Origin of the sequence: Pseudomonas sp. ML96 (genome assembly GCF_000761545.1) — a bacterium.
Classification (GTDB): Bacteria; Pseudomonadota; Gammaproteobacteria; order Pseudomonadales; family Pseudomonadaceae; genus Aquipseudomonas.
The window spans coordinates 1-12,991 of record NZ_JPMY01000007.1 but is presented as its reverse complement, the minus strand read 5'-3'; the positions used below and the strand labels follow the sequence as shown (position 1 = coordinate 12,991).

Here is a 12,991-nt window from a genome sequence, read left to right as displayed (position 1 = left end):
GGAAAGATTACAGACTACGCAGCGCCTCGACTACCGCATCGCCCATGGCAGCGGTACCGACCTTGGTCTTGCCTTCCGACCAGATGTCGCCGGTGCGCAGGCCTTGATCCAGCACCAGGCTCACGGCCTGCTCGATGGCATCGGCGGCCTTGGTCTGGCCGAAGCTGTAGCGCAGCATCATCGACACGGACAGGATGGTCGCCAACGGGTTGGCGATGCCCTTGCCGGCGATGTCCGGCGCGGAACCGTGGCACGGCTCGTACATGCCCTTGTTGTTGGCATCCAGCGAGGCCGACGGCAGCATGCCGATGGAGCCGGTGAGCATCGAGGCTTCGTCCGAGAGGATGTCGCCGAACATGTTGTCGGTGACCATCACGTCGAACTGTTTGGGCGCGCGGACCAGCTGCATGGCGGCGTTGTCGACATACATGTGCGACAGCTCGACATCCGGGTAGTCCTTGGCCACTTCCTCGACCACGGCGCGCCACAGCTGGCTTGAAGCCAGCACGTTGGCCTTGTCCACCGAGCACAGCTTCTTGTTGCGCACGCGAGCCATGTCGAAACCGACCTTGGCGATGCGACGGATCTCGCTCTCGCTGTACGGCAGGGTGTCGTAGGCCATGCGCTCGCCGTTCTCCAGCACTTTGCTCTCGCGCGGCTGGCCGAAGTAGATGCCGCCGGTCAGCTCGCGAACGATGAGGATATCCAGGCCGGCAACCACTTCCGGCTTGAGGCTGGAGGCCTCGGCCAGTTGCGGATAAAGGATGGCCGGACGCAGGTTGCCGAACAGGCCCAGCTGCGAACGAATCTTCAGCAGACCGCGCTCCGGACGGATGGCCGGATCGATGGTGTCCCACTTCGGACCGCCAACGGCGCCGAGCAGCACGGCATCGGCAGCGCGTGCGCGATCCAGGGTCTCGTCGGCCAGCGGCACGCCGTAGCGGTCGATGGCAGCGCCACCCAGGTCATCGAAGGACAGCTCGAAGCCCAGCGCGTACTTGTCGTTGGCCAGGTTCAGCACCTTGACCGCCTCGGCCATGATCTCCGGACCGATACCATCGCCAGGGAGAACCAGAATCTGCTTGCTCATGGATGTTCCTTGATTATTTGATGGCGCCGAACAGCCACGGGCTGCTCTGCTGATGTTTGCCTTCGAAAGCCTTGATCGCCTCGGCGTCCTGCAGGGTCAGGCCGATATCGTCGAAACCGTTGAGCAGGCAGTGCTTGCGGAAGGCATCGACCTCGAAGTGGTACTGCTTGCCGTCCGGACGGGTCACGGTCTGCGCAGCCAGGTCCACAGTCAGCTGGTAGCCCTCGGTGGCTTCGGCCTGCTGGAACAGCTCGTCCATCTCTTCGTCTTTCAGCACGATCGGCAACAGGCCGTTCTTGAAGCTGTTGTTGAAGAAGATGTCGGCGAAGCTCGGCGCGATCACGGTACGGAAGCCGTACTCATCCAGCGCCCAAGGCGCGTGCTCACGGGAGGAGCCGCAGCCGAAGTTCTCGCGGGCCAGCAGTACGCTGGCGCCCTGGTAGCGCGGGAAGTTGAGGACGAAGTCCTTGTTCACCGGGCGCTGGGAACAGTCCTGGTTGGGCTGACCGACATCCAGGTAGCGCCACTCGTCGAACAGGTTGGGGCCGAAGCCGGTGCGCTTGATCGACTTGAGGAACTGCTTGGGGATGATCTGATCGGTGTCGACGTTGGCACGATCGAGCGGCGCGACGAGACCGGTGTGCTGGGTAAAGGCTTTCATCATCTAGCTCCTCAGGCCTGGATCAGTTCACGCACGTCGATGAAACGACCGGTCACCGCGGCGGCGGCGGCCATGGCCGGGCTGACCAGGTGGGTACGACCACCGGCGCCCTGACGGCCTTCGAAGTTGCGGTTGGAGGTGGAGGCGCAATGCTCGCCACTGCCCAGCTTGTCCGGGTTCATCGCCAGGCACATGGAGCAGCCCGGCTCACGCCATTCGAAACCAGCCTCGATGAAGATCTTGTCCAGGCCTTCCTGCTCGGCCTGCGCCTTGACCAGGCCAGAGCCCGGCACCACCAGCGCCTGCTTGACGGTCGCGGCGACCTTGCGGCCCTTGGCCACTTCGGCGGCGGCGCGCAGGTCTTCGATACGCGAGTTGGTGCAAGAGCCGATGAACACGCGATCCAGCTGGATGTCGGTGATCGCCTGGTTGGCGGTCAGGCCCATGTACTTCAGGGCACGGGTGATCGAATCCTTTTTCACCGGGTCAGCCTCGACGGCCGGGTCCGGCACGTTCTGGTCGACGGCCAGGACCATCTCCGGAGAGGTACCCCAGCTGACCTGCGGTTTGATGTCTTCGGCCTTGAGCTCGACCACGGTGTCGAACACCGCATCCTCGTCGGAGACCAGGCCGCGCCACTGGGCGACTGCCTTGTCCCAGTCACCGCCCTTGGGCGCGAACGGGCGGCCTTCGACGTAGGCGATGGTCTTCTCGTCCACCGCCACCAGGCCGACGCGGGCACCGGCTTCGATGGACATGTTGCAGATGGTCATGCGGCCTTCCAGGGACAGGTCGCGAATCGCGCTGCCGGCAAACTCCAATGCGTGGCCGTTGCCACCGGCGGTGCCGATCTTGCCGATCACGGCGAGGACGATGTCCTTGGCGGTGACGCCGAAGGGCAACTTGCCCTCGACGCGCACCTGCATGTTCTTCATCTTCTTGGCCACCAGGCACTGGGTGGCGAGCACATGCTCGACCTCGGAAGTGCCGATGCCATGGGCCAGGGCGCCAAAGGCACCGTGGGTGGAGGTGTGCGAGTCGCCGCAGACCACGGTCATGCCCGGCAGAGTGGCGCCCTGCTCCGGGCCGACCACGTGGACGATGCCCTGGCGGCTGTCGTTCATCTTGAATTCAAGGATGCCGAAGTCGTCGCAGTTCTCGTCGAGGGTCTGCACCTGGATGCGCGACACTTCATCGACAATGGCCTCCAGACCGCCCTGGCGCTCGGCCTTGGTGGTCGGTACGTTGTGGTCCGGGGTGGCGATGTTGGCGTCGATGCGCCACGGCTTGCGCCCGGCCAGACGCAGGCCCTCGAAGGCCTGGGGCGAGGTCACTTCGTGGAGGATCTGCCGGTCGATGTAGATCAGCGACGAACCATCGTCGCGGCGCTTCACCTCGTGCATTTCCCAGAGCTTGTCGTAGAGCGTCTTGCCGGCCATCTGCTATGTCCTCGATCAGGTCATGTGCTTGCTGAGGGCTTATAACCCTTCTGCTGATGTGGCGATCCTAGGGATTCGGATCAAATAACTCCAATTCATATTTTTTATCCAAAACATTCCTGACTGGAATGTGATGCGATATAACCGCCAGGCACTTGCAGCCGAACGGAATAACCATGGACCTGGCCAACCTCAATGCCTTCATCGCCATCGCCGAGACCGGCAGCTTTTCCGAGGCCGCTGAGCGCCTGTTCCTCACCCAGCCGGCCGTGAGCAAACGCATCGCCGGTCTGGAGCAGCAACTCAACACCCGTCTGTTCGATCGCCTGGGTCGCGAAGTAAGCCTGACCGAGGCCGGCCGCGCCCTGCTGCCGCGTGCCTACCAGATTCTCAATGTACTGGACGACACCCGCCGCGCCTTGACCAACCTCAATGGCGAGGTGTCCGGCCGCCTGACCCTGGCCACCAGTCACCATATCGGCCTGCACCGTCTGCCGCCCCTGCTGCGGGCCTTTACCCGTGCCCATCCGCAGGTGGCGCTGGACATCCAGTTCCTCGACTCCGAAGTCGCCTACGAGGAGATCCTGCACGGCCGCGCCGAGCTGGCGGTGATCACCCTGGCCCCGGAGACCCGCGAGCCGGTGCATGCGGTGGCGGTATGGGACGACCCACTGGACTTCGTCGCCGCCCCCGAGCACCCGCTGGCGCGCAATGGCGCCGTGAGCCTGGCCGACGTGGCCCTGCATCCGGCGGTATTCCCCGGCGGCAACACCTTCACCCACCACATCGTCCAGGGCCTGTTCCAGGCCCAGGGCCTGACGCCCAACATCGCCATGAGCACCAACTACCTGGAGACCATCAAGATGATGGTCTCCATCGGCCTGGCCTGGAGCGTGCTGCCGCGCACCATGCTCGACGACCAGGTGGTGCGCCTGCCATTGCCCGGAATCCAGCTGCAGCGCCGCCTCGGCTACATCCTGCACCGCGAACGAACTCTGTCCAACGCGGCCAAAGCCTTCATGGCCCTGCTCGATGAGCAACGTCGCTTGCCTTGAGAGTCGATCAGCGGCTAACGTGGCGGCATAACGATAAGAAAGACGCTTGCATGCCTCTACCACGCCCCTTGCAACCAGGCGGCCATGACGTGCCAAGCACCGGACGAGAATCGCAATGTCCAAACCCAAGCTGCCGCCCTTCCCCTATATCCCAGCCCTGGACCCCGCCGAGTTCGAGAAGACCTGGCAGGACGCCCCGCGCCTGCTCGCCGCACTGACCGGCGCGCACCTGGGTGCCTGGTACTGGGACATCGAGAGCGGCAAGGTCAACTGGTCACGCGGCGCCCAGGCCCTGTTCGGCCTGGACCCCAAGCACCCGCTGGAGCAGCGGGTCGACTACATCGAGCTGATCCCCGAAGAAGACCGCGCCATGGTCCAGCGCCTGTTCCAGCAGGTGCTGGACGGCAAGACCATTCCCGATGCCATGCGCCATCGCATCCGCTGGCCCGACGGCAGCCTGCACTGGCTGGAAATCAGCGGCCGCCCGCAACTGGATGCCAACGGCCGCAAGCAGGTGTTCGGGGTCATCCGCGAGATCACCGAACAGCAGGAACAGGAACAGGCCCTGCGCGACAGCCAGGAACGCCTGACCCTGGCCCTGGACTCGGCCAACCTAGGCACCTGGGACTGGCACATCCCCAGCGGCATGCTCTATGGCTCGGCACGCGCCGCCACCCTGCACGGCCTGATCGCCGAGCCCTTCCACGGCGAGTTCAGCGGCTTCTTCCAGCACGTCCCCGAGGAAGACCGCGCCATCATGCGCAAGGCCTACCGCGATGCTGTGGACGGCGTGCAGCGCGACTACCAGGTGACCTACCGCGCACGCCTGGAGAGCGGCGAGATGCGCTACCTGGAGAGCACCGCCAAGCTCTACCGCGACGGCCAGGGCGAGCCGCTGCGCATGGCCGGCATCCTCATGGACATCACCGAGCGCGTGCAGCGCGAGCAGCGCCTGGCCGCCTCGGAGGAGAAGTTCGTCACCCTATTTCAGGCCAGCCCGGACCCGATCTGCGTAACCCGCATCCGCGACGGCATGTTCATCGAGGTCAATCCGAGCTTCTGCCAGACCTTCGGCTGGCAGCCCGAGGAAATCGTCGGCCACAGCTCGGCCGAGCTGAGCTTCTGGGCCGACACCCAGCAACGCGAGCAACTGTTCAACAAGCTGACCGAGCAGCAGGGCCTGAGCAATGAAGAGGCGCGCTATCGCACCAAGGATGGCCACGAGCTGACCTGCGTGGTATCCAGCCGTTTCATCCGTGTCGATCGCCAGCTGTGCATCACCACCACCTTCCGCGATATCACCGAGCGCCAGTCGGCCGAAGCCGCCTTAAAGGCCAGCCAGGAGAAGTTCGCCAAGGCCTTCCACTCCAGCCCGGACGCCATCACCATCACCGAGCGCGACAGTGGCCGCTACATCGAGGTCAACGAGGGCTTCTGCCGCCTCACCGGCTACCGCCCCGACGAAGTCATCGGCCGCAGCGCCCACGAGCTCAACGTCTGGGCTCACCCCGAGGAGCGCGCGCGCATGGTGGAACTGGTGCGCAGCGAGGGTCGCGCCCACCACCTGGAGATGCACGGCCAGCACCGCGACGGCAGCATCAAGCTGGTCGAGGTCTCCGTCGAGCCCATCGAGCTGAACAACACGCCCTGCCTGCTGCTCAACGCCCGCGACATCAGCGAGCTGAAGGCAGCGCAGGCCCAGGTGCAGCACCTGGCCTACCACGACCCGCTGACCAACCTGCCCAACCGCGCCCTGCTGATGGACCGCCTGACCCAGCAGATATCCTTGCTCAAGCGCCACGACCTGCACGGTGCCCTGCTGTTCCTCGACCTGGACCACTTCAAGCACATCAACGACTCGCTCGGTCATCCGGTGGGAGACGCCGTGCTGAAGATGGTCACCGCGCGCCTGGAAGCCAGCGTGCGCCTGGAAGACACCGTGGCGCGTCTGGGCGGCGACGAGTTCGTGGTACTGATCTCCGGCCTGGAGGGCAGCCGCACCGAGATCAACCGCCAGGTGCGCCAGGTGGCGGAGAAACTGCGCCGCCTGCTCGCCGAGCCCATGCTGCTGGACGGCCATCGCCTGCAGGTCACGCCGAGCATTGGCATCGCCCTGATTCCCGACCATGGCGACAACCCGACCGATCTGCTCAAGCGCGCTGACATCGCCCTATACCGAGCCAAGGATTCCGGGCGTAACACCATCCAGATCTTCCGCAAGGCCATGCAGGACGCCGCCAGCGAGCGCCTGCGTCTGGAGAGCGACCTGCGCCTGGCGCTGGCCCGCGGCGAGTTCGAGCTGTACTTCCAACCCCAGGTGGACGCCCGCGACGGCAGCGTGATCGGCTGCGAGGCGCTGCTGCGCTGGCACCACCCGACCCTCGGCCCGCAGTCGCCGGCGCTGTTCATCCAGGTGCTGGAAGAGAGCGGCCTGATCCTCGAAGTCGGCGCCTGGGTCATCAGCGAAGCTTGCCACGCCACTTCGCGCCTGCTGCGTGACGGCCTGATCAGCCGCGACGGCTTCCAGCTGTGCGTCAACATCAGCCCCCGGCAGTTCCGCCAGAACGACTTCGTCGAGCGCGTGGAACGCAGCCTGCAGCAGAGCCAGCTGCCGGCGCGCATGCTCAAGCTGGAAATCACCGAAGGCATCGTCATCCAGAACCTGGACGACACCATCGCCAAGATGCACCGCCTGAAGAAGCTCGGCCTGAGCTTCGCCATGGACGACTTCGGCACCGGCTACAGCTCGCTGACCTACCTCAAGCGCCTGCCGGTGGACGTGCTGAAGATCGACCAGTCCTTCGTCCGCGACGCCACCACCGACCCCAACGACGCCGAGATCATCCGCGCCATCGTCGCCATGGCGCGCAGCCTCAACCTGCAGATGATCGCCGAGGGCGTCGAACAGCCGGAACAGCTGGAGTTCCTCCTGCAGCAGGGCTGCCACCAGTACCAGGGCTATCTGTTCAGCAAGCCGGTACCGCTGCTGGAATTCCACGATCTGCTGCTGGCCAGCCGCCGCGCTTGAGAGCCTGAAACGAAGAAGGGCACCCGCAGGTGCCCTTCTCTCTACAGCGCTGGCTCGATCAGCCTTGCAGCACCGGCTTCTCGCCGCCGATGGGGATGCGTTTGGGCTTGGCCTCTTCCGGCACGATGCGTACCAGTTCGATGTTCAGCAGGCCATGGTCCAGTGCCGCGTTCTTGACCTCGATATGGTCGGCCAGGCGGAAGGACAGCTTGAAGCCACGCTGGGCGATGCCCTGGTGCAGGAAGCTGACGCTCTCGGCGGCGCGTTCGCGCTTGCCACCGGTGACGGTCAGCACGCCACGCTCGACCTGCAGTTCGAGGTCTTCTTCACGGAAGCCGGCGGCCGCGACTACGATGCGGTACTGGTCATCGCCATGCTTCTCGACGTTGTAGGGCGGGTAGGAACTGCCGCTCTCGCTGCTGCGCAGCGCCGACTCGAACAGATCGTTGAAACGGTCGAAGCCCACGGAATGGCGGAACAGCGGGGCCAGGGAAAGGACGTTGCTCATGGTGCATCTCCTGAATAATCAGCAAGTGTTTGGTCGCGGGACCCGACTTCGGCATCCCGCCTGAAATAGATGGGAGCCCCGCTGCGGATTTCAAGGGCAGGAAATTGCAGATGAATAAAGTGATGCTGATCACCGGTGCCAGTCGCGGCATCGGCGCCGCCACCGCCCGCCTCGCCGCGTGTCAGGGTTACGACCTGCTGCTGAGCTATCGCCAGCAGGCCGAGGCCGCCGAGGCATTGGCGACCGAGATAAACACTGCCGGCGGCCGCGCACATGCTGTGCAGGCGGACGTCGACAGCGAAGCGGATGTGCTGCGCCTGTTCGCCGAACTCGACGCTCGTTACGGCCGCCTTGACGCACTGGTGAACAACGCCGGCATGCTGGAGCGGCAGATGCGCCTGGAGCAGATGGACGTGGCGCGCTGGCAGCGGGTGCTCCACACCAACGTGATCGGCACCTTCCTCTGCTGCCGCGAGGCGATCCGACGCATGTCCAGCCGCCAGGGCGGCGACGGCGGCGCCATCGTCAACGTCTCGTCCATGGCCGCCCGCCTCGGCTCGCCCAATGAATACATCGACTATGCGGCGGCCAAAGGCGCAGTGGACAGCCTGACCATCGGCCTGGCCCGCGAGCTGGCGGGCGACGACATCCGCGTCAACGCCGTGCGCCCCGGCCTGATCGAGACCGATATCCACGCCGCCGGCGGCGAACCGGGACGTATCGAGCGGCTAAAGGGCAGCGTACCGCTGCAGCGTGGCGGCAGGCCCGAGGAGGTGGCGGAGGCGATCCTGTGGCTGGCTTCGGCGCAGTCGTCCTACTGCACCGGCACCTTTATCGATGTCAGCGGAGGCCGCTAGGCACTCTCAGCCAGGGCCGCTTCGGGCGCACCGAGCAGTTGGTCGATGCGCAGACAGTCATTCTCCCGGCGCACCTCGGCGAACAGTGCCACGGCCTCCGGGTAGCTGCGGGTGAGCATCGCCAGCCACTGCTTGAGACGCCCCGGCGCGTAGCGCGGCGCCAGCTTGCGCCGGGCCTGTAGCCAGAAGTCCTGGAGCAGCGGCAGCAGTTCGTCCCAGCTCATCGGCCCGACTTCCTGGCCGGCGCGAGCGGCGGCGATCTGCCGGGCCAGGTCCGGGCGCGAGACCAGACCGCGGCCGAGCATGATGTCTTCGGCGCCACTGATCTCGCGGCAACGGCGCCAGTCCTCGACCGTCCAGATCTCGCCGTTGGCATATACCGGCACCTTGACCACTTCCTGCACCCGCGCCACCCACTCCCAATGCGCCGGCGGCTTGTAGCCGTCGACCTTGGTCCGCGCGTGCACCACCAGCTGATCAGCGCCGCCCTCGGCCAGGGCTCGCGCACAGTCCAGCGCACCATCCGGACTGTCGAAGCCCAGACGCATCTTGGCGGTCACCGGGATCTCGGCCGGCACGGCGCGGCGCACCTCGCACAGGATCGAGTGCAGTAGCTCCGGCTCCTTGAGCAACACCGCGCCGCCACGCGACTTGTTCACCGTCTTGGCCGGGCAGCCGAAGTTGAGGTCGATCACCGGCGCGCCCAGGGTGCAGGCGAAAGCGGCGTTATCGGCCAGGCAAACGGGATCGGAGCCGAGCAGCTGCACGCGCATCGGCGTGCCCGCCAGGGTGCGCGCGCCATCGGCCAACTCGGGCGCCAGCTTGCGATAGGCGGCCTCGGGCAGCAGGCGGTCGCAGACACGGATGAATTCGGTGACGCACCAGTCGATGCCGCCGACACGGGTCAGCACATCGCGCAGGATCTCGTCGACCAGCCCCTCCATGGGGGCCAGGGCGATTTGCATGGGATCGTCCGCAGAAATAGGGCGCACAGTTTAAGGTGCCACTCGCGCGGCGCAAGATGGTCCACACTGCAGGAGACCAAAGGGAGATCCCGCATGCTGCGTCACACGCTACTCGCTCTGAGCCTATTTGCCAGCCTGACCCAGGCCGATGAAACCCTGCCCCGGGGTGTTCTGGTGCAGCCGGCGGACCCGGTGGCCGGTGAACCCGGGCGGCTGATATTCAGCCGCGACAACAACGCGCCCAACGCCTGCGATGTGGAGCTGTACGTCAACCGCGAGATCGCCGCGACGCTCGGCCCCGGCGAGCGCAAGGCCCTGGACCTGCCCAGCGGCACTCTGAGTGTTGCGGTGGCCATCTCCTCCGCCGGCTATTGCGGTGGCCAGGGCCCCGGCCCCACGCAATCAGTGCTGCTCGGCCCAGGCGAGACCCGCCAGTTCGCGATCATGGTCAAGCCGGGGCAGGTATTCCTCGCCCCGCTGCTCAACTAGAGCTCTAGCGGATAGGGCTCAAGCAGCGCCTGACCGTAACCCTCGGTGAATTCCACCGGCATGCGCTTGGGCTTGCCGCTGGACAGCTCGATACAGACGAAGATGGTCTGCGCGCGCAGCAGGGTGCTGGCATCAGCCGGGCGCCACAGCTGGAAGCGCCGGGTCATCTTCAGCTTATGATCGGACTCGACGATCCAGGTCGCCATCTGCAGCTCTTCGCCTTCATAGGCGGCAGCCAGATAGTCGATCTCGTGGCGCAGCACGGCCATGGCCCGGTCCAGACGGCGGTATTCGGCCAGGTCCAGGCCCAGGTGCTGCGAATGGCGCCAGGCGCAGCGCTCCAGCCAGCTCACATAGACTGCGTTATTGGCGTGGCCCAGGCCGTCGATGTCGTCGGCCACCACTTGCAGGTCGATGACGAAGGGCTGTGGCAGATCCCAGCTCACGACTTCGCCTCCAGGCTCGCTGCCAGTGCACAGGCCTCGCTGGCCAGTTGGGTGATCTGGTCCCAGGCACGCGCACGAATCAGGTTGTCCGGTGCGATCCAGGTACCACCGACGCAGGCCACGTTGGGCAGGCGCAGGAAGCTCGACAGGTTGTCCGCAGTGATGCCACCGGTCGGGCAGAAACGAATGCCGGTGAAGGGCCCCTTGAAGCTCTTGAGCATCTTCACGCTGGTATTGCCATTGGCCGGGAACAGCTTGAGCGAGCGGTAGCCGTATTCCAGGGCCAGCAGCACCTCGGAAGGCGTCATCACCGCCGGCAGGTAGGGCATGCCGGAATCGTCCGCCGCCGCCGCGAGGCGCTCGGTGCAGCCGGGGCTGACGGTGAACTGCGCGCCCGCATCGCGAGCCTCCTGGAACTGCTCGGCGTGGATCACCGTCCCCGCCCCCACCAGCAGGTCCGGCAGGGCCTTGCGAATGGCCGCCAGCGCATCCAGCGCCCGCGGCGTACGCAAGGTCACTTCCAGCACACTGATACCGCCGGCATACAGCGCCCGCGCCAGATCGACAGCCAGATCGCTGTCCTCAATTACCAAAACCGGCAACACCGGGCGGGCCCGCTGCAGCACCGCTTCCATGGTCAGAGTCATGTCATTTCCCCTCATCGAGATTCCAGCCCCGAACGGCATTGTCTGCTGTGACGGAGCCGGAGCGGGTCGGAGCACAACTCCGGCCCGCCGAATACATGGGGGGAGTGTAACGTTTTAGAGCGGCCCGCAGCGCTTTGCGTTCCAGCGCAATCAGGAGGCCAGAGCCGCTGCGCTTGCCGCACGGCGCTCCTGCAGCTCGCTCAGAGCCGCACTGCCAAGCAGCTCCAGCACCGCTTCAACCACCTGCGGATCGGCCAACGTCCTGCTGTGCCCACCCGACTCCAGCGCCAACAAACGGCTCTCGCCCCACGCCTGGTGAATGTTCTGCGCTTCAGCAAACGGCACCATGGGATCGTCCTTGGCATGGATGACCAACCCAGGGAAGTCCAGGCGATAGCGCTCCACATCCAGCTGCGCGGCTGGCATGCCGGCGCTCTCCTCGACCATGCGCACGAAACGCGCCCGCGCCTGCTTGGGCAGGCCGACGAAATGCGCAAAGCGGCGCAGAGCCCCGAGAATCCGCGCAGGCGCGGCGATGGTCACCAGCGCCTCGGTGCGCAGACCAAGCTGCGTGGCCAGCAGCGCTCCAGCACCACCCAGCGAATGGCCGATCACCGCCTTCAACGGTGGCAGCTCGCTGGACGCCTCCAGCAGCGCGCGGGCGAACAGCACCACATTGGCCTCATGTCCCGGCGAATGGCCATGGGCCGGACCATCCAGCGCGACCACGCCATAGCCGGCACGGACCAGCGCGCGGATCAGCTCGGCGAACTGGGTCGGTCGCCCCTCCCAGCCATGCAGAAGAAGCACAGCCGGACCCTGCCCCCAGCGCAACGCAGACAGGCCGAAGCGCAGAGTGATGCGCTCGGCATCGGCCAGCAGCGGCAGCTCCCAGTCGCGTGGTGGCTGCTCATGCGGCGTCAGGAAGGCGCGGTGCATCTTGCTGGCCGCCATATCCGGCGCCAGTCGACCAACGGTGGCATTGAAACCACGAACCCAGCTCAGGCTACTCATCTCGCTTCTCCTTCCACAAAAAGCCCGCCGTACGGGCATGCCTCAGAGCACCGCCGACTTGGCGGCGCGCAGAACTCGATCGGACAGCTCACCCTCGCCCAGCGCCCGCGCCAAACTCAGGCCACCCACCATCAGCGCCAGGTCCGCCAGCGCCTTGTCGATGTCTTCCGGGCGGCCGGCCAACTCAGCCACCAGCAGCTCGACATGCTCGATCAGCACCGTGCGAAACGGCTCGGGCAGACGACCGACCTCAGCCAAAGTGCTGGGCAGCGGACAGGCATCGGCACCGGCATCGCGATGTTTACGCGACAGATAGAACGCCGCGGCCAGCACGCGGCGCTCCTCGGCACCCAGGCTGTCGTCGAGTTGCCGCAGCATCTGCCGGCGCCGTTCGAGCAATTGGCGAAAGGCCTCCAGCATCAGCGAGTCCTTGCTCTCGAAGTGGCCGTAGAAACCGCCCACCGTGAGGCCGGCTGCGGCCATCACCTCACCCAGGCCTGGCTCCAGCGGGCCGCGCTGGATCAACGCTGCTGTAGCGGCGCCGAGGATGCGTTCGCGGGTTTTCGTCTTCTTGGCGCTCATGGCAGGTTCCATGAAATTATGTATTTAATATTATTACCATAATAAAAACCCGCAAGCGCTCTTTGCGACCGCTCGTCGTCAAAATCAAATGCCAGAAAAAACAAAAGGGCCATTCCGAAGAATGACCCTTGAAGTCCGCAAAACGCGGAAAGAAAGTGGCGTCCCCTAGGGGACTCGAACCCCTGTTACCGCCGTGAAAGGGCGGTGTCC

General features: G+C 65.5%; 13 protein-coding genes. 4 read left to right on the top strand and 9 right to left on the bottom strand.

Translation table 11 applies throughout. From position 1 onward, the window contains the following. Positions 1–7 precede the first annotated feature (7 nt). Genes leuB through leuC form a run of 3 tightly spaced genes read right to left on the bottom strand, consistent with a single transcriptional unit; the run spans position 8 to position 3,190 of the window. Positions 8–1,090 (bottom strand): 3-isopropylmalate dehydrogenase, encoded by a 1,083-nt coding sequence (gene leuB / locus IP89_RS05525; protein ID WP_043308260.1) that lies wholly within the window; start codon positions 1,088–1,090, stop codon positions 8–10. Between the two features lie 13 nt (positions 1,091–1,103). Continuing rightward, complete coding sequence (gene leuD, locus IP89_RS05520; protein WP_043308258.1) at positions 1,104–1,751, bottom strand: 3-isopropylmalate dehydratase small subunit; 648 nt, start codon at positions 1,749–1,751, stop codon at positions 1,104–1,106. 11 nt (positions 1,752–1,762) lie between these two features. Next, positions 1,763–3,190, bottom strand: coding sequence for a 3-isopropylmalate dehydratase large subunit (gene leuC, locus IP89_RS05515; RefSeq protein ID WP_043308256.1), 1,428 nt, complete (start codon positions 3,188–3,190; stop codon positions 1,763–1,765). A 176-nt stretch (positions 3,191–3,366) separates the two neighbouring features. Between leuC and IP89_RS05510 the strand changes: the two genes are divergently transcribed. Both IP89_RS05510 and IP89_RS05505 read left to right on the top strand, forming a co-directional pair. Then, complete coding sequence (locus IP89_RS05510; protein WP_043308254.1) at positions 3,367–4,245, top strand: LysR family transcriptional regulator; 879 nt, start codon at positions 3,367–3,369, stop codon at positions 4,243–4,245. 109 nt (positions 4,246–4,354) lie between these two features. Further along, on the top strand, positions 4,355–7,273 hold the full coding sequence (locus IP89_RS05505; protein ID WP_371261934.1) for an EAL domain-containing protein: 2,919 nt from the start codon (positions 4,355–4,357) through the stop codon (positions 7,271–7,273). Positions 7,274–7,331: 58 nt separating this feature from the next. Here the strand turns inward: IP89_RS05505 and IP89_RS05500 are convergent, their stop codons facing one another. Beyond that, positions 7,332–7,781 carry an Hsp20 family protein gene (locus IP89_RS05500; protein ID WP_043308250.1) on the bottom strand — a complete coding sequence of 150 codons (450 nt, stop codon included), beginning with the start codon at positions 7,779–7,781 and terminating at the stop codon, positions 7,332–7,334. 110 nt (positions 7,782–7,891) lie between these two features. Here IP89_RS05500 and IP89_RS05495 point away from each other — a divergent pair, with 110 nt between their 5' ends. After that, positions 7,892–8,638 (top strand): SDR family oxidoreductase, encoded by a 747-nt coding sequence (locus IP89_RS05495; protein ID WP_043308249.1) that lies wholly within the window; start codon positions 7,892–7,894, stop codon positions 8,636–8,638. Here the strand turns inward: IP89_RS05495 and IP89_RS05490 are convergent. After that, the gene (locus tag IP89_RS05490) at positions 8,635–9,603 is read right to left on the bottom strand and encodes a tRNA-dihydrouridine synthase (RefSeq protein ID WP_043308247.1); all 969 of its coding nucleotides are present in this window, start codon (positions 9,601–9,603) and stop codon (positions 8,635–8,637) included. The two genes, IP89_RS05495 and IP89_RS05490, sit on opposite strands and share 4 nt — an antisense overlap. A gap of 93 nt (positions 9,604–9,696) precedes the next feature. On the opposite strand from IP89_RS05490, the gene IP89_RS05485 reads away from it, so the two are divergent. Continuing rightward, positions 9,697–10,092: a hypothetical protein gene (locus IP89_RS05485; protein WP_043308245.1), complete on the top strand. Its 396-nt coding sequence runs from the start codon at positions 9,697–9,699 to the stop codon at positions 10,090–10,092. On the opposite strand, the gene IP89_RS05480 is transcribed toward IP89_RS05485, so the two are convergent. From IP89_RS05480 to IP89_RS05465, 4 genes are all read right to left on the bottom strand, one after another. After that, positions 10,089–10,538, bottom strand: coding sequence for a thioesterase family protein (locus IP89_RS05480; protein ID WP_043308244.1), 450 nt, complete (start codon positions 10,536–10,538; stop codon positions 10,089–10,091). The two genes, IP89_RS05485 and IP89_RS05480, sit on opposite strands and share 4 nt — an antisense overlap. Then, on the bottom strand, positions 10,535–11,185 hold the full coding sequence (locus IP89_RS05475) for a bifunctional 4-hydroxy-2-oxoglutarate aldolase/2-dehydro-3-deoxy-phosphogluconate aldolase (protein ID WP_043308243.1): 651 nt from the start codon (positions 11,183–11,185) through the stop codon (positions 10,535–10,537). The genes IP89_RS05480 and IP89_RS05475 overlap by 4 nt, the downstream gene beginning before the upstream one ends. Before the next feature lie 150 nt (positions 11,186–11,335). Then, the gene (locus IP89_RS05470; protein ID WP_043308242.1) at positions 11,336–12,199 is read right to left on the bottom strand and encodes an alpha/beta fold hydrolase; all 864 of its coding nucleotides are present in this window, start codon (positions 12,197–12,199) and stop codon (positions 11,336–11,338) included. Between the two features lie 42 nt (positions 12,200–12,241). Further along, complete coding sequence (locus tag IP89_RS05465; RefSeq protein ID WP_043308241.1) at positions 12,242–12,781, bottom strand: TetR/AcrR family transcriptional regulator; 540 nt, start codon at positions 12,779–12,781, stop codon at positions 12,242–12,244. Positions 12,782–12,991 lie beyond the last annotated feature (210 nt).